This window comes from Caballeronia sp. AZ1_KS37, from assembly GCF_023631165.1.
Lineage (GTDB): Bacteria > Pseudomonadota > Gammaproteobacteria > Burkholderiales > Burkholderiaceae > Caballeronia > Caballeronia zhejiangensis.
The window spans coordinates 441014-461891 of record NZ_JALQDP010000030.1; the positions used below are offsets into that span (position 1 = coordinate 441014).

General features: G+C 63.1%; 17 protein-coding genes and 1 pseudogene. 9 read left to right on the plus strand and 9 right to left on the minus strand.

The features are described from left to right. Nucleotides 1–4: 4 nt before the first annotated feature. The 3 genes from NCS00_RS18315 to NCS00_RS18325 form a co-directional block, all read right to left on the minus strand. Nucleotides 5–3205 (minus strand): efflux RND transporter permease subunit, encoded by a 3201-nt coding sequence (locus tag NCS00_RS18315; RefSeq protein WP_008353078.1) that lies wholly within the window; start codon nt 3203–3205, stop codon nt 5–7. Between the two features lie 31 nt (nt 3206–3236). Further along, nucleotides 3237–4433: an efflux RND transporter periplasmic adaptor subunit gene (locus NCS00_RS18320; RefSeq protein WP_175979449.1), complete on the minus strand. Its 1197-nt coding sequence runs from the start codon at nt 4431–4433 to the stop codon at nt 3237–3239. Between the two features lie 81 nt (nt 4434–4514). Beyond that, on the minus strand, nt 4515–5333 hold the full coding sequence (locus tag NCS00_RS18325; protein WP_008353075.1) for an alpha/beta hydrolase: 819 nt from the start codon (nt 5331–5333) through the stop codon (nt 4515–4517). A gap of 217 nt (nt 5334–5550) precedes the next feature. On the opposite strand from NCS00_RS18325, the gene NCS00_RS18330 reads away from it, so the two are divergent. From NCS00_RS18330 to NCS00_RS18345, 4 genes and pseudogenes are all read left to right on the plus strand, one after another. Beyond that, on the plus strand, nt 5551–6561 hold the full coding sequence (locus NCS00_RS18330; RefSeq protein WP_250440676.1) for a LysR family transcriptional regulator: 1011 nt from the start codon (nt 5551–5553) through the stop codon (nt 6559–6561). A gap of 38 nt (nt 6562–6599) precedes the next feature. Then, nucleotides 6600–7129, plus strand: a pseudogene (locus tag NCS00_RS18335) (GNAT family N-acetyltransferase). A 189-nt stretch (nt 7130–7318) separates the two neighbouring features. Continuing rightward, complete coding sequence (locus NCS00_RS18340) at nt 7319–7690, plus strand: DUF4148 domain-containing protein (protein WP_008353071.1); 372 nt, start codon at nt 7319–7321, stop codon at nt 7688–7690. A gap of 33 nt (nt 7691–7723) precedes the next feature. Then, nucleotides 7724–7873, plus strand: coding sequence for a hypothetical protein (locus tag NCS00_RS18345; protein ID WP_239294398.1), 150 nt, complete (start codon nt 7724–7726; stop codon nt 7871–7873). Nucleotides 7874–7918: 45 nt separating this feature from the next. On the opposite strand, the gene NCS00_RS18350 is transcribed toward NCS00_RS18345, so the two are convergent. Beyond that, nucleotides 7919–10441 carry an adenosylcobalamin-dependent ribonucleoside-diphosphate reductase gene (locus NCS00_RS18350; protein ID WP_250440677.1) on the minus strand — a complete coding sequence of 841 codons (2523 nt, stop codon included), beginning with the start codon at nt 10439–10441 and terminating at the stop codon, nt 7919–7921. A gap of 181 nt (nt 10442–10622) precedes the next feature. On the opposite strand from NCS00_RS18350, the gene mobB reads away from it, so the two are divergent. Next, nucleotides 10623–11147 carry a molybdopterin-guanine dinucleotide biosynthesis protein B gene (gene mobB / locus NCS00_RS18355; RefSeq protein ID WP_008353068.1) on the plus strand — a complete coding sequence of 175 codons (525 nt, stop codon included), beginning with the start codon at nt 10623–10625 and terminating at the stop codon, nt 11145–11147. Here the strand turns inward: mobB and NCS00_RS18360 are convergent. The 4 genes from NCS00_RS18360 to NCS00_RS18375 all read right to left on the minus strand — a co-directional run bounded on the left by NCS00_RS18360 (nt 11144) and on the right by NCS00_RS18375 (nt 14674). Then, complete coding sequence (locus NCS00_RS18360; RefSeq protein ID WP_033537076.1) at nt 11144–11344, minus strand: DUF2783 domain-containing protein; 201 nt, start codon at nt 11342–11344, stop codon at nt 11144–11146. The genes mobB and NCS00_RS18360 overlap by 4 nt on opposite strands. 8 nt (nt 11345–11352) lie before the next feature. Beyond that, nucleotides 11353–13032 carry an FAD-dependent oxidoreductase gene (locus tag NCS00_RS18365; RefSeq protein ID WP_250440678.1) on the minus strand — a complete coding sequence of 560 codons (1680 nt, stop codon included), beginning with the start codon at nt 13030–13032 and terminating at the stop codon, nt 11353–11355. Between the two features lie 288 nt (nt 13033–13320). Further along, nucleotides 13321–14103, minus strand: coding sequence for an IclR family transcriptional regulator (locus NCS00_RS18370; protein ID WP_250435944.1), 783 nt, complete (start codon nt 14101–14103; stop codon nt 13321–13323). A gap of 61 nt (nt 14104–14164) precedes the next feature. Continuing rightward, nucleotides 14165–14674, minus strand: a complete 510-nt coding sequence (locus tag NCS00_RS18375) for a cupin domain-containing protein (protein ID WP_250440679.1) — start codon at nt 14672–14674, stop codon at nt 14165–14167. 88 nt (nt 14675–14762) lie between these two features. On the opposite strand from NCS00_RS18375, the gene NCS00_RS18380 reads away from it, so the two are divergent. Together NCS00_RS18380 and NCS00_RS18385 are read left to right on the plus strand one after the other, a co-directional pair. Further along, nucleotides 14763–15494, plus strand: coding sequence for an ABC transporter substrate-binding protein (locus tag NCS00_RS18380; RefSeq protein ID WP_250440680.1), 732 nt, complete (start codon nt 14763–14765; stop codon nt 15492–15494). Nucleotides 15495–15508: 14 nt separating this feature from the next. Next, nucleotides 15509–15931, plus strand: a complete 423-nt coding sequence (locus tag NCS00_RS18385; RefSeq protein ID WP_008353060.1) for a GNAT family N-acetyltransferase — start codon at nt 15509–15511, stop codon at nt 15929–15931. Nucleotides 15932–15981: 50 nt separating this feature from the next. Here NCS00_RS18385 and NCS00_RS18390 read toward each other — a convergent pair whose 3' ends face one another. Continuing rightward, nucleotides 15982–16671 (minus strand): DJ-1/PfpI family protein, encoded by a 690-nt coding sequence (locus tag NCS00_RS18390; RefSeq protein ID WP_250440681.1) that lies wholly within the window; start codon nt 16669–16671, stop codon nt 15982–15984. A 120-nt stretch (nt 16672–16791) separates the two neighbouring features. On the opposite strand from NCS00_RS18390, the gene NCS00_RS18395 reads away from it, so the two are divergent. Next, nucleotides 16792–17778: a GlxA family transcriptional regulator gene (locus tag NCS00_RS18395; protein ID WP_008353055.1), complete on the plus strand. Its 987-nt coding sequence runs from the start codon at nt 16792–16794 to the stop codon at nt 17776–17778. A 176-nt stretch (nt 17779–17954) separates the two neighbouring features. Further along, complete coding sequence (locus NCS00_RS18400; RefSeq protein WP_175979458.1) at nt 17955–20876, plus strand: bifunctional diguanylate cyclase/phosphodiesterase; 2922 nt, start codon at nt 17955–17957, stop codon at nt 20874–20876. The last annotated feature ends 2 nt before the right edge of the window (nt 20877–20878 follow it).

The following is a 20878-nucleotide window of genomic DNA, read 5'->3' on the forward strand; positions in this document are numbered from 1 at the left end:
CCCCTCACTGCGCTTCGACCGAAGCACCAATACCGCGCATCTGCGGATGCGTGCCGTGCTTGTCCGTTACGTGCTCGGTGCGCGAGAGCTTGCGCAGGATCACGTAGAACACCGGCGTCAGCATCAGGCCGAAGAGCGTCACGCCCAACATGCCGAAGAACACCGCCACGCCCATTGCATGACGCATTTCCGAACCCGCGCCCGTCGACAGCACGAGCGGCACCACACCCATGATGAACGCGATGGACGTCATCAGAATCGGGCGCAAACGCAGGCGGCTCGCTTCTATCGCGGCCTGCACGATCGTGCGTCCTTGCATCTCCAGTTCGCGTGCGAACTCGACGATCAGAATCGCGTTCTTCGCCGACAAGCCCACGAGCACCATCAAACCGATCTGCGTGAAGATGTTGTTGTCGCCATCGGTGAGCCATACGCCGACCAGCGCGGACAAAATACTCATCGGCACGATCAGAATGACCGCGAGCGGCAGCGTCAGGCTTTCATACAACGCGGCGAGCACGAGGAACACGAGCAGCACGCTGATCGGGAAGACCCACAGCGCAGCGTTGCCCGCGAGGATCTGCTGATACGTGAGATCGGTCCATTCGAACTTGATCCCGCGCGGCAGCACTTCGGCCGCGATGCGTTCCGCCGCCGCCTGCGCCTGGCCCGATGAATAGCCGGGCGCAGGACCGCCGTTGATATCGGCGGCGGTATAGCCGTTGTAGCGCACGACCATCTCCGGACCATACGTCGGCGTCACCTTCACGAGCGACGACAAGGGCACCATGTCGCCATTCGCGTTACGCGTCTTCAGCAAGCCGATGTCTTCCGGATTCGCGCGGAACGGCGCATCCGCCTGCACGCGCACCTGATACACGCGTCCGAAGCGATTGAAGTCGTTCACGTAGAGCGAGCCGAGATACACCTGCATCGTGTCGAAGACGTCCGTCACCGAGACGCCCAGCTGCTTCGCCTTCACGCGATCCAGATCGACGTTCAACTGCGGCACGTTGATCTGATAGCTCGAGAACGTCGGTCCAAGCTCGGGCGTTTGCGATGCGCGCTTGATGAACGCCTGGGTCGCATCGGCGAGTGCCGCATAGCCGAGCGCGCCGCGATCCTCGAGCTGCATCTTGAAGCCGCCGAGCGTGCCGAGACCGAGCACCGGCGGCGGCGGGAACACGGCGATGAACGAGCCCTTGATGCCCGCGTACTTCTGATTCAGCGCGCCGGCAATCGCGCCTGCGGACAGCGCCTTGTCATGCACGCGCTCCTTGAAGGGCTTCAGCGTGACGAACACGATGCCCGCGCTCGACGAGTTCGTGAAACCATTCACCGACAAGCCCGGAAATTCCACCGCGCTTTCCACGCCCGGCTGCTTCAGCGCGATATCCGACATCTGACGGATCACGCCTTCCGTGCGATCGAGCGATGCGCCGTTCGGCAACTGCGCGAAGCTGATGAGGTACTCCTTGTCCTGCGCGGGCACGAAGCCGCCCGGCACGATCTTGCCCATCAGCACCGCGCCGCCGAGCAGCACGGCATACACGACCATCATCAATGCCTTGCGGTTGATGACGCTCTTCACGCCCTTGCCGTACGCATCCGAACCGCGATGAAAGACCTTGTTGAAGCCGCGGAAGAAGCCGCCGAACACGCGGTCCATGCCTCGCGTGAGCCAGTCCTTCGGCTCGTCGTGGCCTTTCAGCAGCAGCGCGGCGAGCGCCGGCGACAGCGTCAGCGAGTTGAAGGCCGAGATCACCGTCGAGATGGCGATGGTCATCGCGAACTGCTTGTAGAACTGGCCCGTGAGACCCGACATGAACGCGAGCGGCACGAACACGGCAACGAGCGTCAATGCAATCGCGATGATCGGCCCGCTCACTTCGCGCATCGCCTGATACGTCGCTTCTCTCGCCGATAACCCCGCTTCGATGTTGCGCTCGACGTTCTCGACGACCACGATCGCATCGTCGACGACGATACCGATCGCAAGCACCATCCCGAACAATGACAACGCGTTGATCGAGAATCCGAATGCAAGCAGCAGCGAGAATGTGCCGACGATCGACACCGGCACCGCGAGCAGCGGGATGATCGACGCGCGCCACGTTTGCAGGAACACGATCACGACGAGCACCACCAGCGCGATCGCTTCAGCGAGCGTATGAATCACGGCTTCGATACTGGAGCGCACGAACTGTGTCGGGTCATAGACGATCTCGTATTCGAGACCCGCGGGCATGTCCGCCTTCAGTTCCTTCATCGTCTTGCGGACTTCGTCGGAAATCTGCAGCGAGTTCGCGCCCGGTTGCTGATTGATTGCGATTGCAACTGCCGACTTGTTGTCGAGCAACGAACGCAGACCATATTCCGATGCAGCCAGCTCGACGCGCGCGACATCGGAGAGATGCGTGACCGCGCCATCGGGCGACGTCTTCAGCACGATGTCGCGAAACTCCGACTCGTTCTGCAAGCGGCCGCGCGCATTCACGTTCAGTTGCAGCGGCACGTTCGGCAGCGTCGGCGATCCGCCGATCACGCCCGCCGCGACCTGCACGTTCTGCTCGCGGATCGCGTTGACGACATCGGTCGCGGTCATGCCGCGCTGCGCGACCTTTTGCGGATCGAGCCACACGCGCATCGAGTAATCGCCCGAGCCCCACAGCTGCACTTCGCCCACGCCCGCGATGCGTTCGAGCCGGTCCTTCACGTTGATCAGCGCGTAATTGCGCAGATACGTCATGTCGTAACGGCCGTTGGGCGAATTGAGGTGAACGACCATCGTCAGCGTCGGCGACGATTTGATCGTCGTCACGCCGAGACGCTGCACGTCCTGCGGCAGACGCGGCAATGCCTGGTTCACGCGGTTCTGCACGAGCTGCGTGTTCTTGTCCGGATCGGTGCCGAGCTTGAACGTTACGGTCGTCGTGAGATTGCCGTCGCTGTTCGCTTGCGACTGCATGTAGAGCATGTCCTCGACGCCGTTGATCTGCTCTTCGAGCGGCGAGGCCACGGTCTCCGCGATCACCTTCGGGTTTGCGCCGGGATACTGCGCATGCACGACGACCGAAGGCGGCACGACTTCCGGATATTCGGAGATCGGCAGCTTGAACATCGCGATGACGCCCGCCAGCAGCACGACCACCGATAGCACGCCCGCAAAGATCGGGCGATCGATGAAAAATTTGGATATGTTCATGACGAGTTCTGTCTGTTGCGGATGACGCGCATCACTGTGCGGATGCCGTCTTCACGGCGGGCGCTTTGTCGTCGTCATTCATCGCGACGTTGTTGGCCTTGATCACATCGTTGGGACGCACGCGCTGCAGGCCGTTGACGACGATGCGCTCGCCCGGCTGCAAACCCTTCGAGATCACGCGCAGGCCTTCATGCGTCTGACCCAGCGTGACTTCGCGATACTGCACGCGGTTGTCCTTGTCGACGACCATCACGTACTTCTTGTCCTGATCGGTGCCGATCGCTTCGTCTTCCACGAGCACGGCCGGATGCGGCGAGCCGCCGCCGACCTTCACGCGTGCATAGAGCCCGGGCACGAGCGTGCCGTCGGGATTGTTGAAGCGGGCACGCACGCGGATGGTGCCGGACGTCGTATCGAGCCGGTTATCGACGGAATCGACGACGCCTTCGCGCGAATAGCCATCTTCGTTCGCGAGACCGAGCGACACCGGCACCGTGCTGCCCGCATCGCGGCCGAGATAGCGCAGATACGTTTGTTCATCGACATCGAAGGATGCGTAGATCGGCGATACGGAAACAAGCGTCGTGAGCAAAGGCGCATTCGCCCCCGTCGACACGATGTTGCCCACAGTAAGTTCCGCGCGCGACACGCGGCCCGACACCGGCGCGACGATATGCGTGTACGCGAGATTGATCTTCGCGGCTTCGAGCGCAGCCTGCGCGGCCTTCAGGTTGGCGACGGCCTCGCGCGCAGCGTTCTGTTTCTCGTCGTAGTCGCGCTTGGCGATCGCGTTGTCGGCGAGCAGGCGTTCGGCGCGCGCTGCATCCGTCGACGTATAACCATTGCGCGCCTGCGCCGCCGCGAGCTGCGCCTGAGCGCGGTCCACTTCGGCTTCGTAAGGACGCGGATCGATCGTAAAGAGCGCATCGCCCTTCTTCACGAGCTGGCCGTCCTTGAAATGCACCGCGACGATCGTGCCGGGAACGAGCGGACGAATGTCGACGTGATCGACCGCTTCGAGCCTGCCCGAATAGCTTTGCCAGTCGGTGATGGTCTTCGACACGACCGCTGCGACGTCCACTTCCGTTGCAGTCGGGCTGTGCGCGGCGGCTTTGGCTTCGTTGATCGCCGAATCGCCGTGGCCGCGCAAGGCGGTATAACCGCCCGCGCCGGCGACGATCAGCACCGCGCCTAGCGCGGCGTAGATGCGTTTGCGAGTGAATGACATGGTGAAGGCTCCGGTTAGCGTTGAGATTGTTGTTGTGTGATGCGTGGCTGGCGTGCCGAATCTTGCGGTTATCTTTCGCGCTTACTTCGCGCGTGCGAGGCGCTTCCTGAAGAACGCGACGACATCCGCGAGCGCTTCGGGATGCGCGGCGAGCGCCTGATGCGAGGTCTTGCAATGACGCGTGACTTCGGTCGGCACACCCGCTGCGATCAATTCGCCCGCGTATTTCTCGGCCTCGATATGCAGCAGATCGTGCTCGGCGCTCGCGATCATCGCGGGCGGCAATCCGCCCAGACGTCGCGATTCGAGCGGCGCGGCGTACGGATGCAGACGTTGCGACGGATTCGGCAGATACGCGCGATACCACTGCGCGCATTCGCATGCTTCGAAATCGGGGCACAGCACTTTGCGTTCGTCGGCGAGGCGCGTCATGCTCGGGTCGAGCAACGGCGCGAGCAGCGCTTGCGCGGACATGCGAATATCGCCGCGATCGCGCGCGATGGCCGCGACGCAGGTCGCGAGATTGCCGCCCGCGTCATGGCCCACGACGCCGATGCGCTGCGGGTCCGCGCGCTGCGAACGCGCATGCGCGACGGCCCATTGCGCGGCGCGATAGCCGTCTTCGGGCGCGGCGGGAAACGGAAACTTCGGCGCGAGCGAATAGCCGACGGACACGACCCACGCGGGCGTATCGCGCGCGATCGTCGCTGCTGCGATATCCGCGTCGTCGAGTCCGCCGCGAATGAATCCGCCGCCGTGGAAGTAAAGAACGATGGGCAGGATCGTGCCGTCCGATGCGGGACGATAGCTGCGCAGCGTGATCGGCTGCGCGTGTCCCGTGATGTGCACATCTTCGATGCACAAGCGCGGACTCGACTCCAGATCCAACAGTGTTGCCATGGTTATTCTCGGTGCGAGGCCCATGCTGCAAGGCCTTCACGCATAAGTTGCGATGCTGCGAATTCTGGAGGCCGCGCCTTTTTTAATAAATGCCTATAATCCGGCAACACAATTCGGTCGCACCGAACAATCGTGGTTATCCCTCGCGATTGTTCTTCCGTCATTCTTTAGCGCGCGCTTAAATAGTTGCATCGCTAAGTAAAGAAGGTGAGAGAACATGGATCGGCTTCAGGCAATGCAGGTCTTCACTCGCGTCGTCGACACCAACAGCTTTTCCCGCGCAGCGGACACGCTCAATCTGCCGCGCGCCTCGGTCACGACGATCATCCAGAATCTGGAAGCGCATCTGAACGTGCGGCTGCTTCAGCGCACGACGCGCAGGCTCAATCTCACGCCGGACGGCGCAGCGTATTACGAGCGCTGCGTACGCATCCTCGCGGACATCGAAGAAGCGGAAGGCTCGTTTTCGAACAACGGGAAAGGCCCGCACGGCAAGTTGCGCGTGGACATGCCCGGCGCGATCGGGCGGCTCATCGTGATGCCGCAGCTATGCGATTTCCACACGCGCTATCCGGAAGTCGAACTGATGATGGGCTTCGGCGACAAGCCGGTCGATCTGATTCAGGAAGGCGTCGATTGCGTGATTCGCGTGGGCACGCTGCAGGATTCGAGTCTCGTCGCGCGCCGCATCGGCGTGTTTCAGGGCGTGACGGTGGCCGCGCCCCAATATCTGGAACGCAACGGCACGCCGAAAACCATCGACGATTTGCAGAATCACACGGCGGTGAATTATTTTTCGAGCCGCACGGGCCGCATCATGGACATGGATTTCGTCGTCAACGATGAAACCATCGAAGTGAAGATGCGCGGCATGATCGCGGTGAACGACGCCGAAGCGTATCTGAGCTGCGGCCTGAAGGGCGTCGGCATCATCCAGGTGCCGCGCTTCATGGCGCTGCCGCATCTGCGCGCGGGCGAGCTCATCGAAGTGCTGCCGCAATGGAATCCGCTGCCGATGCCTATTTCCGCGGTGTATCCGCATAACCGGCATCTGTCGCCGAAGGTGCGCGTGTTCGTCGACTGGGCCGCGGAGTTGTTCGAGCGCTGCCCGTTGCTGCAAGGTCAGAAGGATGCAGAGGAACGCTGCCTGCCGACGAGCACGCCGTCGCCGACCATCGTGCGGCATGGCACGCCGGAAGTCGCGGGCACCGAGGACATAGTTGCATAGCTAAGCATCTGCCGAGAGGCGGCCACGGAAAACAAATCATGAACAATGAGATTACCGTGCGCCGCCTCGGCGCGAATGAAGTCACGCGGTATATCGAAGCGCTGGCGGACGTGCTCATCGATTGCGTCGAAGGCGGTGCGTCGGTCAGTTTCATGTTGCCTATTTCGCGCGCGACCGCCGTCGAATTCTGGACGCGCGTCGCCAATGGCGTCGTGCGCAACGAACGCATCCTGCTCGTTGCAGAGAGCGCGGACGGGCATGTGCTCGGCACGGTGCAGGTCGTCATCGATCAGCCGGAAAATCAGCCGCATCGCGCCGATATCGCGAAGATGCTCGTCGCGCGCCGCGCGCGACGCCGTGGCATTGCACAGCATCTGATGAGCGCCGCCGACGATGCCGCGCGTGCAGCCGGCAAGTCCGTTCTCGTGCTCGATACCGTCACGGCGGCGATGCAGAACGTCTCTACCAACGCGCCGGATGGCAGCGTGTCGGCGTCGTGCCGAACTACGCCTTGATGCCCGACGGCACGCTCTGCGGGACTACGTTCTTCCATAAGCAGCTTGCCTAGCGCGCCCTGCAAACGCCCACGCATCAAGCCTCTGCGCGATTATTCGCCGAAATCGATAAATCTATTCGCTGATACGGCATTTATCCGCCGGTATCGCGCGGCTACATTCAATCCCAACGCAGCACGCTCAACGCCGAATGCAATCCGCATTTGCCCGCACGCTGCATCGGAATGAAAGGAGTCGCAAGCATGAAACAACTCATCACGGGGTTTTCTCTCGCAGCCATCTCCGCCGTCGTCACGACGACCGCTTTCGCGGAGAGCGGCCAGGGCATCGGCCACGCAGGCACGTATCAGGTTCAGACGCAAACTCAGGCCAATGCGAGCGATACGCCCAAGACACGAGCGCAAGTGCGTGCCGAACTCGCGGCCGCGTACTCGAACGGCTCGTTGCCGGCATTGAATCGCAACACGTATCCGGATCGCAGCATGTGGGGCGATGCCATCGCCGCGCAAAGCGATCAACGCGCACGCGATGCGGCGCAAGCGGAAGCGCGCAATCGCGGGATCGTCGAATACGCCAATGGCTCGGCGACGCAAGGCAACGTGATCGCGCGTTGATTGCGCGATCGGCAAAAGAATCAAGAGGTCATCATGTTCGAAAACACGTCGCTCGATCAGTTCTCGCTTCTCGACGAACTGCCAACACTCACGCCGGTGTGGCATCCGTTCACGCAGCACAGCGCGCATGAACCGGGCGTTGCACAAGATACGAAGCAGGACAGCACTGAACGCTCGCATTGAGCGTGACAGGAAGGCGCGGACGAATGCCCGCGCCTTTTTTTCAACTCAACCGCACGCGCCGATTTCGCCGCATGCCGTGCAGAAGTCGCAGCCGTCCTTGCGGATCACTGCATTGGCGCCGCATGTCGCACATTTACGGCCGTGCATCAGGGGCAGGCTATGTGGATCGATTTCGCCTTGCGCGGCACCTTCGGATATGTCATCGCGTTCATCGGCTACAACTACCGGATGCGGCGCGCGATCGGCGCCCTTGCGCGCAAGCACGCGCGACGGTACCTGGTTGCCTTCTGCATCGAGAAAACCGCGTCGATGAAGAATCTGCTGGATCGCATACGCTAGCGCGGCCACTTCCGAATCGTGCCAGCGCGGACTGCGATGTCCGTCGAGCCTTTCGACATCGCCGAGACGCACTTGTCCGCGATCCCACGACACTTTACGCATGTCCTGAAGCGTGCGCGCCGCGAAGCCGCCGCGCGCGGCCAGCGAGATCGAACGCATCGTCGCCGTGATCCATTGCTGTGATTCGTCGCGCTGCCCCGTGGGAATGAAGAACTCGATGGGCCGTTCGATCGTCACGTCCTCGCCGCCGATGCGCCCCGTCACTTCGATGAACGACACCGCCAGATAGAGCGACTTCTTGCCCGCCTGCGTCAGATACTCGACCTTCTCGATGATCGCAGGCAGCTCTCCTTTGGGCCGATGATCGATCGCGATGCGCAACGGATCGAGATCGAGCTCGGGGTCCGGCGAATCGCTCGGCGTTTCGGCAGGCGCGACGGACAGCACCGCGCCCAGCGTCTCGTTGGGCCGATACGTTGCAAGCCCTTTCAAGCCGCGCCGCCACGCTTCGAAATAGAGATCCTGAAACTTGTCGAACGGATAATCGGCGGGCACATTGACGGTCTTCGAGATCGACGTATCGACGAAAGGCTGCACCGCCGCCATCATTTCCATGTGATCGTGCGCGGACATGTCCAGCGCGCTCACGAAGTAGTCGGGCAACGCATTCACATCGCCGCCCATCTCGCGATACAGCCGGTATGCGTGATCTTCGACAGCGAAGGTCTGACGCGAACCGTCGCCCATGCGCTTCGTGCGCTGATACGTCCACGAGAACGCGGGCTCGATGCCATTCGATGCGTTGTCCGCGAACGCGAGGCTCACGGTGCCTGTCGGCGCGATCGAAAGCAGATGGCTGTTGCGAATGCCGTGCTCGCGAATCGCACGCTTGATGTCGTCCGGCAAGCGCGAGGCGAACGTGCCCTCTTGCAGATAATGCTTCGCATCGAAAAGCGGAAACTTGCCGCGCTCCTTCGCGAGCTCGACGGATGCGCGATATGCTTCGTCGCGCATCGTGCGTGCGACGCGCGTAGCGAAATCGCGGCCCTCCTGCGCGTCATAGCGCAAACCGAGCATCACGAGCGTATCGCCGAGGCCCGTAAAGCCCACGCCGATGCGCCGCTTCGCCGCCGCTTCGCGCGCCTGTTCTTCGAGCGGCCAGAGCGTGACGTCGAGCACGTCGTCGAGAAAACGCACTTGGGTGCGCGTCGTGCGCGCGAGGCCGTCCCAGTCGAACGACGGCGCGCCGCCACGCATCTGCGCAAACGGATCGTGCACGAAGCGCGTGAGATTGAGCGGGCCGAGATTGCAGCAACCGTATGCGGGCAGCGGCTGCTCGCCGCATGGATTGGTCGCGCGGATCGACTCGATCGCGCGCAGGTTGTTGTCATCGTTCATGCGCGACATGAACACGACCCCCGGCTCCGCGACATCGTAGGTCGAGCGCATGATCGTGTTCCACACTTCGCGCGCCTGCACTTCGCGATAGACCCACAAGCCATCATCGCGCTGATGCATGTCCGCGGCTGCGCGTTGCGCGGGCGATGGCTCGGCCTTGTGCACGAGCTGCCACGACGCGTCGTCGGCGACGGCCTGCATGAACTCGTCCGTCACCGCGATCGATACGTTGAAATTGTTCCAGCGTCCTTTCGTGTGCTTCGCCGCGATGAATTCGAGCAGATCGGGATGCGTGCAGTCGAGAATGCCCATTTGCGCACCGCGCCGCGCGCCGGCGCTTTCGACCGTGCGGCACGATGCATCGAATACATCCATGTAGCTGCATGGGCCTGACGCCGCCGATCCGGTCGAATGCACACGCGCGCCTCGCGGACGTATGGCGGAAAAGTTATAGCCGACGCCGCCGCCGCGACGCATCGTCTCGGCCGCTTGCAACAGCGCGACGTAGATGCCCGGCAAGCCGTTGCTATCGACGCCCTGTATCGCATCGCCGACCGGCTGCACGAAACAGTTGATGAGGGTCGCATCGATGCCCGCGCCCGCCGCGCTCATGATGCGCCCCGCGCCTAGCGCGCCGCGCTTGAAGTTATCGACGAACTCCGCTTCGATCTTCGCGCGCGTTTCTTCAGGCTCGGCCCGCGCGACACCGCGCGCCACGCGGCGATAAATATCGTCGACGCGAGTCTCGTCGCCCTTGGCGTATTTTTCGAGCATCACGTCGATGGAAAACTGCTGCGGTGCGATAGCGGTGCTGGGATTGTCTTCGGCCATGTCGGTTCCTTGAATCACTGAGGCGGCAGGCGTCGGGGTCGGAAACCCGCTATGCGCCGACGCGTTCCGCCGCAAAGGCAATGCCCGACGATAGCGCGATTTCTCCCCGCTCGCCATCGAGCCGTTAAACTCGCTTGATCGAAACCAGAACAATCAGCCGACCATTCGCATGAACTCGCGCATGAACTCGCGTCATCCGCCGCTCTTCGGCATCTCGGGCCGCTCGGGCCAAGGCAAGACCACGTTGATCGAAGCGCTTCTGCCGTGGCTGCGCGCACGCGGCGTCACCGTCAACGTCATCAAGCACAGTCATCATTCGATCGAGCTCGAACCGCCCGGCAAGGACAGCGCGCGCTTTCGTCGCGCGGGCGCGGGAGAAGTGTTGATCGCATCGCCGTACCGCTATGCGATCGTGCGCGAGTTGAATGGCGACGCAGAGCCGCCGCTGAGCGAACTGGCCGCGCGACTCAGTGACGCGGACCTCGTGATCGTCGAAGGATTCGCGCGCGAAACAATGCCGCGCCTCGAAGTCGTGCGGCCCTCGGCGGGCCGCGATCCGCTTTACAAGAGCGATGTGGAGATAGTTGCAATCGCAACCGATGATGCCGCCGCCCTCGATTCAAACTTGCCGAAGCTCGATCTGAACGACATCGCGAGCATCGGCGCGTTCATTTGCGAGCGCATGGGCATCGCGCTGAACGACTAGTTCGCGGCGAGGCCCTGACGCGCCATCGCGAGCGCTTCTTTCAACACTTCGTTATCGCCGATGTGATTCGCGAGCAGCAACACGAGCTTCGCGTTGAGCATGTGGCTGGCTTCGTCGGAGAGGCCGTTGTGCGTGTCGATGAGGCGCTCGTAGAACGCATCGTGATCGGCGATATTCAGTTCGAGATTGAGCTTCATACGATTCATCATCCGTTGCAGGTTGCACGCTTGACCGCAGCCGTCACCGATGCGGCATCGAAGGCACGCCAGCGCGCGCATACGTGCTGATCGGGACGCAGCAGATAGAACGTGCCGGGACGCGCGTCGAAGCGATGCGCGACCATGCCTTCCACATCTTCCACGACCGTCACGCCGGGCACGGTACACATCATGCCTCGCGGCACGACGACGAGCGCATGAACCGGAAGCCGCCCGTTCGACAAAGCAGCCAGGCTTTGCGCGCAGACTTCCGGGCCGTGTCCGAGCCCGCAGAAATAGATGCCCGTGAATGCGCTGCCGTGCGTCTGCGGCAACAGCCATGCGTCGCGGTCATCGACGCGCACGGGCGCATCGACGCACGGCGCGCCGGGAATCATCGCGCAATTGAAGGCGTCGCCTTCCTTGTCGGGCGTATTGAGTGTCGAGTCGCGCAGCACCGCGGGCACCGAGAGCCGTCCACTGTTCGCCATGCGTCTTGCGAACGCGCAGTCCCTCGCGAGATTGAGCGTCGCATCGCGAAAGAGCCTCGAAACGGCGCTCTTCGGCGTGATGAAGTCGGTGGCGCGCGTCGAGTTGAGGATGTTTTCGTCGGCGGCGTATTCGCGCTCGGATGCGTAGGTGTCGAGCAGCGTATGCGGCGCATCGCCGTTCACGACCAGCTTCAGTTTCCAAGCGAGATTGTCCGCATCCTGCACGCCGCTGTTCGCGCCGCGCGCACCGAACGGCGACACGCCATGCGCGGAATCGCCCGCGAAGATGATGCGTCCGTGCCTGAAGTCGTCCATACGCAAACAGGAGAACGTGTAGACGCTCACCCATTCGAGTTCGAATTCGGCGTCTTCGCCAAGCAACGCCTTCACGCGCGGAATCACACGCTCGGGCTCTTTTTCCGCGACCGGGTCCGCGTCCCAGCCGAGCTGAAAATCGATGCGCCATACATTGTCCGGCTGACGATGCAGCAGCACCGACTGATTGCGATGGAACGGCGGATCGAACCAGAACCAGCGTTCGGTCGGGAACGGCGCCTTCATCTTCACGTCGGCGATCAGGAAGCGGTCCTTGAACGTGCGGCCGTGGCTGTCCAGACCGAGAAGCTTGCGCATCGCGCTGCGAGAACCATCGGCGGCCACCACGTAGCGCGCCTTGACCGGATACGCGCCATCCGGCGTTTCGACTTGCAGTTCGACGTAATCCTCGTGCTGCGTCACGCCGGTCACGTTGCTCTTCCAGCGCAGTTGCAATGGCTCCAGTTGCATCGCGCGTTCGGCGAGAAAGCCTTCGACGTAGTACTGCTGCAGGTTGATGAACGCGGGTCGCGAATGGCCGGTTTCCGGCAGAAGATTGAACGTGTAGACAAGCTCATCCTGCAGAAATACCTTGCCGACATTCCAGCTCACGCCCTTCTCGATCATCCTGTCGCCGCACCCCAGGCGATCGAAGATTTCCAGCGTGCGCTTGGCGAAGCAGATCGCGCGCGAGCCGCTCGACACGGTGTCGTCGTTATCGAACAGCACGGTACGCACGCCCTGCTGCGCGAGATCGATGGCCGTGGCCAGTCCGACCGGACCTGCGCCGACTATCGCAACGGGATAAGGCGACGACGCGGGCGCATCGTGATCGGGCGCGCGTTCATATTCGAAGCGCAGAGAGGCGTAGTTCACGGACATTCGGTCGTCTCCATCGTCGAGTCGCTTTCGTCTGACAGGACTCGGTCGGCTCGGGCGCGAATCGCTTCGCTTTCGGTTAGTTGTTCATCATTGTACAAGCCATTTTACATTGTTGAATTTAGGTTTACCCGAATGCCACGGACGAGCGCTTGCATCCGCTTACGGTTTCTTCAAGGTACGCCCGTTCACGGGAATGCGGCGTGCAAACGCAGCAAAGCCCATATGGACTTCAGAGGATGAAAAGTGAATGCCGGGGCACTGGCGCCCCGTTTGATCGCGCGACTTCGATCAGACTGCGACGAAGCCGAGCATCTTCGATACGCGTTGCGCGCACGCGTGCAGCGCCGTCGCGATGTCGCCGTTCCACGCGCCGTCGAACGATCCGCTCGGACCGATCGCCGTGATCGCGAGCACGATATTGCGCGTGTGATCGAAGACCGGCGCGCTCATCGCGCTGATGCCCGCGACGGGCTCGTCGATCGCCCGCGCGATGCCGTGCTCGCGCACTTCGGCGAGCATCGCGTCGGTTTGCGCACGCGTGTAGTCGCGCCGTTGCGCGCCGACCTGCAACGCGCCCGCACGCTCGATGGCGACGAGCGCTTCGACGGTCATCGGCGGCAGATAAGCCGCGAATGCGCGGCCCGTCGCCGTCTGCAGCAACGACATCACCGTGCCCGTACGCATCGTGACGTGGATGGGCACGCTCGCCTGCTGGATGTGAACGATGGTCGGTCCATAGCTGCCCGCAGTCGCGAGCGCGACGGTATGCTCGATGCGGGGCGTCACGTTCGCTACTTCCGCAATCGCGAGGCGCACCGGATCGACGCGCTGCAGACTGATCAGACCCATTTGCAGCGCGAACGGCCCGAGTTCATAGCGGCCCGTCGCGGGATCCTGCTGAATCAGGCCGAGATTGCCGTAAGACACGAGATAAGGATGCGCCTTCGCCGACGGCATGCCGGCTTTCTTCGCGAGATCGCCGAGCAGCATCGGGCCGCCGTGGTCCACGAGCGCGCGCAAAAGCGCTCCGCCTACTTCTATCGATTGAATCCCGCGGCGCACTGCGCTCATGCCTGACCTTGTGTTGTTGTCCACGATGCGCGCGATGATAACCGCACTCGCGTGCGTATCGTCATACTTCGGGGTTCAGGCGCTCTATCAATTCGCGATGTTGCGGATAGCGCGCCTCCAGCGTGCCCGGCACGGCCAGTTCGAACTCGCTGAACTCGAAACCCGGCGCCACCGTGCAGCCGACGAGCGATACGCCTTCTCTATCGTGACATTCCGCCGCGAACCAGTCGCCCGCTTCGACGACGGTCTGAAACACGGCATCGGCACGATCGAGCGCATTGCCGAGCCGATGCGTGACTAGCGTTCCGTTCGCTTTGAGCACATGCACGTCGATCGGATCGCCTGCGTAGAAGTGCCAGACTTCATCGGAGCGAATGCGATGCCATGCCGAATGCGCGCCATCGCAAAGCAAAAAGTAGATCGCGGTGGACGCCGAACGCGTTTCGCGTTCGTTCTCGCGCACGACGTTGCCGCTCGCGCGATACGTCTCGCGAAAGAAGCCGCCTTCGGGATGCGGCTCGAGCTTCAGACGCCGAATGATTTCGCTGCTGTCGATGCGTTCGCGTTGCATGTCGTTCCTTTGGCAGAGCGGTTGCGGTTCGCGTATTCTGCATCGGATTGCTCGTATCGCCATGCTCTTCAACTCATCGCCCAACACCATGACTCTTTCTTCTTCCTTGCTCAACGCTTTCGCGCCGACCGGCACGCTGCGCGCGTCGATCAATCTCGGCAATCCGATCCTCGCGCATCGCACCGACAGCGGCGAGCCGGGCGGCGTATCGGTGGACATCGCGCGAGAGCTGGCGTCGCGGCTCGGCGTGCCTGTCGCCTTCACGTCGTTCGACCGGGCCGCCGAATCGGTCGAAGCCGTCACGAACGAAAGCGCGGACGTCGGCTTCTTCGCGATCGATCCGCTGCGCGGTGCGGGCATCGCGTTCACCGCGCCGTACGTGCTGATCGAAGGCTGTTATCTCGTGCGCGAGGCATCGCCGCTCACGCGCAATGAAGATGTGGATCGCGAAGGCAATCGCATCATGGTCGGCAAGGGCAGCGCGTATGACCTCTTTCTCACGCGCGAGATCAAGCATGCGCAGATCGTACGCACGGCGTCGTCGCAGGCCGTCGTCGAAGCCTTCCTGCGTGACGGCCTTGAAATTGCGGCGGGCGTGAAGCAGCAACTCGAAGCCGACGCTTCACGCACGCCCGGACTGCGCCTGCTCGACGGACGCTTCATGGTGATCCAGCAGGCGATGGGCTTGCCGAAGCGCCGCGGCGACGAAGCCGCGCTTTATCTGCGCGACTTCGTGGAGGATGTGAAGCGCTCGGGCTTCGTCGCCGATGCGCTCGCACGGCACGGTATCAAGGGGGCATCGGTTGCCCCGGCAGCGTAATCGCTCACGCGTCGATGAACGCCGGCGTCACGCTCGCCATCACCGACTGGATCGACGCGACGTTCGAGCGCGACGTCGCGGGCGGGCTTGCCGCGTTCAATCGCGCGCAACTCGGGCCGAGCCATCAACGCGATCTGGCGGTGTCGCTCTATCGCGATGACGACTTTCTGGGCGGGCTCGCAGGCTACACGGCGTGGGACTGGCTCTTCGTGAAATGGCTGTGGATACGCGAGGACGCGCGCGGCGCCGGACTCGGCGCACGCGCGCTCGAAGCCGCCGAAAGCGAAGCAAAAAAACGAGGATGCCGCGCCGCGTGGCTCGATACGGTCAACCCCGCAGCGCGCGCCCTCTACGCGCGCTGTGGTTACGAGCTTTTCGGCGAACTCGCGGATTTTCACGCCGGTCAGCCGCGCTACTTCATGCAAAAGCGCTTCTAGTAATTTGGCGTTTTGCATTTCGCATGCATGAGACCAAAGCGCATTTTGAATTAAGCATGCGATTTCAGCCGTTCCGCGACACGCGCCGTGATCGCACTGCGCGCGGCCAGCGACGGCGCGCAACGCTCGCGCACATCGTTCGCGACCGCGGCGGGCGCGCGCGCCGGATCGCCCGAGTCGAACGGCGGCGCCGGCGCGTATTCCATCTGCAATTGAATCGCCTGCGCTTCGTGCTCGCCGACGAGTTCGGCCGCGAGCGTCAGCGCGAAATCGATGCCCGCCGTGATGCCGCCGCCCGTGAACAGGTTGCCGTCGCGCACGACGCGCTCGTGCACCGGAATCGCGCCCAAATCCGGGAGCAGATCGTGATACGCCCAGTGCGTCGTCGCACGCTTGCCGCGCAAAAGCCCCGCCGCGCCGAGCACGAGCGAGCCGGTGCAAACCGAGGTCACGTAGCGCGCGCCCGCCGCCTGTTCGCGGAGGAAGGCGAGCGTTTCCTCGTCTTCCATCAGATCGCCGACGCCTGAACCGCCCGGCACGCACAGCACATCGAGCGCGGGGCAATCCGCGTAGGTCACGTCGGGCGTCAGGATCATGCCGGCGCTCGACCGGACGGGCTCGCGCGTCTTCCAAACGAGATGCACCTTCGTGTCGGCCATGTGCGCGAACACGTCGTAGGGGCCGGTCATGTCGAGTTGCTGCACGCGAGGAAACAGCAACAGGCCGATATGTAGCGTCATCGTTTTCTCCTTGATCGAGCGTGTTTTTCGTGTGGACGAACCGATGCTACGCCGCTACGCTATGGCGAATTCGACACATAACCCACGTTTTACGCCAACTTGTCTTTCGTGGAAAACGCCATGCGAACCATCGACGTGCTCGCCTTCCCCAATGTGCAATTGCTCGACGTCGCGGGCCCGTTGCAGGTGTTCGCGTCCGCCAACGACCTGGCGGTCGCGGCGGGCTTGCAGCGGCCGTATCAGCCGCGCGTGGTTGCGCGGGGCGGCACGGTGAACGCGTCGGCGGGACTGGGGCTCGTCGGCGAGGCATTGCCCGACGCGAGCGAAGCGTGCGACACGCTGATCGTCGCGGGCGGCTGGGGCGTGCACGAAGCGGTGCACGACCGTGAACTGGTCGATTGGGTGCGCGCGCGTTCGGCGCACGCGCGGCGCACGGCGTCCGTTTGCACGGGCGCGTTTCTGCTTGCCGCCGCCGGCCTTCTCGACGAACGCCGCGCCGTGACGCACTGGACGCGCTGCGGGGAACTCGCCACGCGCTTCCCGGCGATCCACGTCGAGCCCGATCCGATCTTCATCCGCGACGGCGACGTATGGACATCCGCGGGCGTCACGGCGGGCATCGACCTGTCGCTTGCGCTCGTCGAAGACGATCTCGGCCGCGCGCTCGCGCTCGACGTCGCGCGCCATCTCGTCGTGTTCCTCAAGCGCCCCGGCGGGCAGGCGCAGTTCAGCGCGGCGCTGTCGTTGCAGAAGTCGGGCGAACGTTTCGGCGAGCTGCATGCGTGGATCGCTGAAAATCTCGCGGCGGATCTTTCGGTCGGCGTGCTTGCCGCGCGTGTCGGCATGAGCGAGCGCAGCTTCGTGCGCCATTACCGCGCGCAAACCGGCATGACGCCCGCGCGCTCGATCGAACGCATGCGCCTCGAAGCCGCGCGCCGCCTGCTCGGCGATACGGCGCTTCCCGTAAAGCGCATCGCCGCGCGCTGCGGATTCGGCACCGAGGAAACGATGCGGCGCGGTTTTCTGCGTTCGCTGGGCGTGTCGCCGCAGGCGTATCGCGAGAGATTTACCGGGCACGATCGCGTCGAAACCGCGCATCCGGCATGAATGCCCGTATGCATTGCGGCACGAGCGGCTTTTTTTGAACCGCATGCTCAAGGCTGTATGCTCCGTGCCGTTACCCATATAGAGCCTGTGCTTGTGACGCGCGCCCGGAGCAGCGTGCGAGCGCAGTCGCTGAACGAGACCCGCCCAACGTGGCGGCAATATGGCCTGGAGCGCCGATGAGTGTGTTTCCCGCGTACGACGCGCAGGTTGCCCGCGCAACCGCGGTCGAGCCTGCAACCGTGGCGGCGACCGATGAAAAGATTTTCGCGAGCGTGGCGTCATCGATCGACGCATTGCTGCGCGAGGCCGCCGCGATGGGCTGCCCGCAGCAATGGGCGTGGTATCGCGCGGGCGAGCAGTTGCATCTCGAGCGGCGCGGCGATGCAGCGCTTCCCGATGCGCAGGAATGGCCGCATGGCATCGCCGAGGAACGCCTGACGGAGGTGTGCATCGATAACGGCTGGCACTGCTGGCCGACCGGACGCGGCGAGAGCGTGCTCGGCTGGCTGCTCGCGCCGGTCACGCATCGCGACGACGCGCATCTCGCCGAACTCGCGCGCACGCTCGGCGAGCGCGTGCAGGCCGATGCCCTCGCACGCGCGCAACTCACGCAGCGCGTGCTTTATGAAATCGCCTATCTGGCGAGTTCCGTGCCCGAGCGCGCCGATTTTCTGCGCGGCGTGCATGAACGGCTCGGCACGCTCATCGACGCGGAGAACTTCTATCTCGCACTCTACGATCGCAAGACGGGCAAGATCACGTATCCGTATTATGTCGACGTCATCGATACCGACGTCGTCGCGGCCGAAAACTACGACATCCTGAATCCGGAACGTCTTTCGATGACGGGTCGCGTGCTCACGAGCGCGCAGCCACTTTTCATCACCGCCGCGGATATTTGCGCGGCGGAGCGCGCGGGCCATTTCTATTGCATCGGCGACCGCCCCGAGTTCTGGATGGGCGCGCCGCTCAAGAATGCGAGCGACGAAGTATTCGGCATGCTCGCGATGCAGGTCTATGACGTATCGCGCATTTATACCGTCGAGGACCGCGCGCTCTTTCTGGTCGTCGCACGACATGTGGCGATGGCGCTCGACCGCATCCTGCATCGCGCCGATCTCGAAGAGCAGGTCGCGCACCGCACGTCCGAACTGTCGAAGCTCAACGCGGCGCTGCGTCACGGCATCGCCGAGCGCGAACGATCCGAGCATCTGCAAGCTGCGCTCTACCAGATCGCAGAATTGTCGAGCCGTCCCGGCGACATGATGGAGTTCTTGCGCAGCCTGCATGGGATCGTCGGCGAATTGCTTTACGCGCGCAATTTTTATATCGCACTCATCGAACCGGAAACGGACGAAGTGTCGTTCCCGTATTACGTCGATGAAATCGTGCAGGAGCGCCCCGCGCCGCGACGCGGACAACGCGGCCTCACCGAATATGTGATCCGCGAGCGGCGCGCGCGGCTGATCGATCATGCGGAGGCGCTGCGTCTCATCGAAGAAGGCGCGTTCGAGATCGAGCATAGCGAAGTGCGTCTGCGATCGTGGCTCGGCATTCCGCTCTTCGATGGCGATGTCGTGCGCGGCGTGCTCGCCGTGCAAAGCTATTCGCCGCTCGTGCGCTATTCGCTGCGCGATCAGGAACTGCTCACCTTCGTGTCGCGGCATATCGATACGGCGCTTTCGCGTCGGCGCGATGCCGAAGCGCTGCATGCCGCGAACCTCGAACTCGAAGCGCGGGTCCAGGCGCGCACGCGCGAACTCGACGATGTCAACGCACGCCTGCTTTATGAGAACTCGCACGATTCATTGACGGGCTTGCCGAATCGAAGCCATCTGATGCACAAGCTGCGCTGCGCATGGCAGGACTATCAGACGCGCGGCGACCAACTCTCGGTGATGTTCATCGACCTCGACCGATTCAAGGTCGTGAACGACAGCCTCGGCCATCACTTCGGCGACATGCTGCTGGTTCAGGCCGCGGCGCGCTTGCGCGATTGCCTGCGTTCGACGGATCTGCTCGCGCGCCTCGGCGGGGACGAATTCGCCGTGCTCTCCCCGGATGCACACGTTCGCGATGCGGTATCGATCGCCAAGCGTATTCTGGCCGCGTTCGATCTGCCGTTTCACATCGAAGAGCATGTCGTGTTTTCGTCGTGCAGCATTGGCATCGTGAGCGCGGACAGCCAGTTCCATACCGAGCCCGCCGACCTGTTGCGCGACGCCGATACCGCGATGTATCGCGTGAAAAATGCGGGACGCGACAGCTTCGTCGTGTTCAATCAGGAACTGCGACGTCAGGTGTCGGACCAGGTGGAACGTGAGGGCGCATTGCGCAATGCGATCAAGCGCGATGACGAACTGCTGCCTTATTTCCAGCCTATCGTCGACGTAAAGAGCGGTGAGATCGTCGCGCTCGAAGCGTTGATCCGCTGGCATCAACCCGATGGCCATATCGTCGGGCCGGGTGAATTTCTTCCTTCGGTCGAAGGCTTGAGGCTCATCGGCAGACTCGATCTATACATGCTCGAACGCGTTGCCGCGATTCTCTCGAATGCGCGCTTCGCGCACTGGCCGCCGGTGCATGTGAACTGCTCCAGCTATAGCATGACGCGCCCCGAATTCGCCGATGACGTTCTGGCGCTATTGCGTCGCTATCGCGTCTCGCCGTCGCGCGTGTGCCTCGAGCTTACCGAAGGCGCGCTCGTGGCCGAGCCCGATCTCGCGCGGCGCACCATGCAGCGACTGGCCGACAACGGCATGTCTGTCGTGCTCGACGATTTCGGCGCGGGTTTTTCGTCGCTCAGTTATGTGCATCAATACCAGTTCACCGGCCTCAAGATCGACAAGTCGTTCATTCTCGAACTGACCGAAAGCCCGCGCAGCCGTGCGATCGTGCGCGCGATCGTGCGCATGGCGGAATCGCTCGATCTGACGCTCGTCGCGGAAGGCGTCGAAGATGCGGCGACGCTCGCCGTGTTGCGCGACATGGGCGCGGCGCAGGCGCAGGGCTATTTCTTCGACAAGCCGCTGCCGCTCGACGCGCTCACACGCACCGCGCTCGCTCCGCGCGCGACGACGGCAAGCGCGGCACTGTAGCC

Coding starts and splice junctions, on each gene's coding strand:
- NCS00_RS18315 (WP_008353078.1), bottom strand. CDS start 3,205: ATGAACATATCCAAATTTTTCATCGATCGCCCGATCTTTGCGGGCGTG.
- NCS00_RS18320 (WP_175979449.1), bottom strand. CDS start 4,433: ATGTCATTCACTCGCAAACGCATCTACGCCGCGCTAGGCGCGGTGCTG.
- NCS00_RS18325 (WP_008353075.1), bottom strand. CDS start 5,333: ATGGCAACACTGTTGGATCTGGAGTCGAGTCCGCGCTTGTGCATCGAA.
- NCS00_RS18330 (WP_250440676.1), top strand. CDS start 5,551: ATGGATCGGCTTCAGGCAATGCAGGTCTTCACTCGCGTCGTCGACACC.
- NCS00_RS18340 (WP_008353071.1), top strand. CDS start 7,319: ATGAAACAACTCATCACGGGGTTTTCTCTCGCAGCCATCTCCGCCGTC.
- NCS00_RS18345 (WP_239294398.1), top strand. CDS start 7,724: ATGTTCGAAAACACGTCGCTCGATCAGTTCTCGCTTCTCGACGAACTG.
- NCS00_RS18350 (WP_250440677.1), bottom strand. CDS start 10,441: ATGGCCGAAGACAATCCCAGCACCGCTATCGCACCGCAGCAGTTTTCC.
- mobB (WP_008353068.1), top strand. CDS start 10,623: ATGAACTCGCGTCATCCGCCGCTCTTCGGCATCTCGGGCCGCTCGGGC.
- NCS00_RS18360 (WP_033537076.1), bottom strand. CDS start 11,344: ATGAAGCTCAATCTCGAACTGAATATCGCCGATCACGATGCGTTCTAC.
- NCS00_RS18365 (WP_250440678.1), bottom strand. CDS start 13,032: ATGTCCGTGAACTACGCCTCTCTGCGCTTCGAATATGAACGCGCGCCC.
- NCS00_RS18370 (WP_250435944.1), bottom strand. CDS start 14,103: ATGAGCGCAGTGCGCCGCGGGATTCAATCGATAGAAGTAGGCGGAGCG.
- NCS00_RS18375 (WP_250440679.1), bottom strand. CDS start 14,674: ATGCAACGCGAACGCATCGACAGCAGCGAAATCATTCGGCGTCTGAAG.
- NCS00_RS18380 (WP_250440680.1), top strand. CDS start 14,763: ATGACTCTTTCTTCTTCCTTGCTCAACGCTTTCGCGCCGACCGGCACG.
- NCS00_RS18385 (WP_008353060.1), top strand. CDS start 15,509: ATGAACGCCGGCGTCACGCTCGCCATCACCGACTGGATCGACGCGACG.
- NCS00_RS18390 (WP_250440681.1), bottom strand. CDS start 16,671: ATGACGCTACATATCGGCCTGTTGCTGTTTCCTCGCGTGCAGCAACTC.
- NCS00_RS18395 (WP_008353055.1), top strand. CDS start 16,792: ATGCGAACCATCGACGTGCTCGCCTTCCCCAATGTGCAATTGCTCGAC.
- NCS00_RS18400 (WP_175979458.1), top strand. CDS start 17,955: ATGAGTGTGTTTCCCGCGTACGACGCGCAGGTTGCCCGCGCAACCGCG.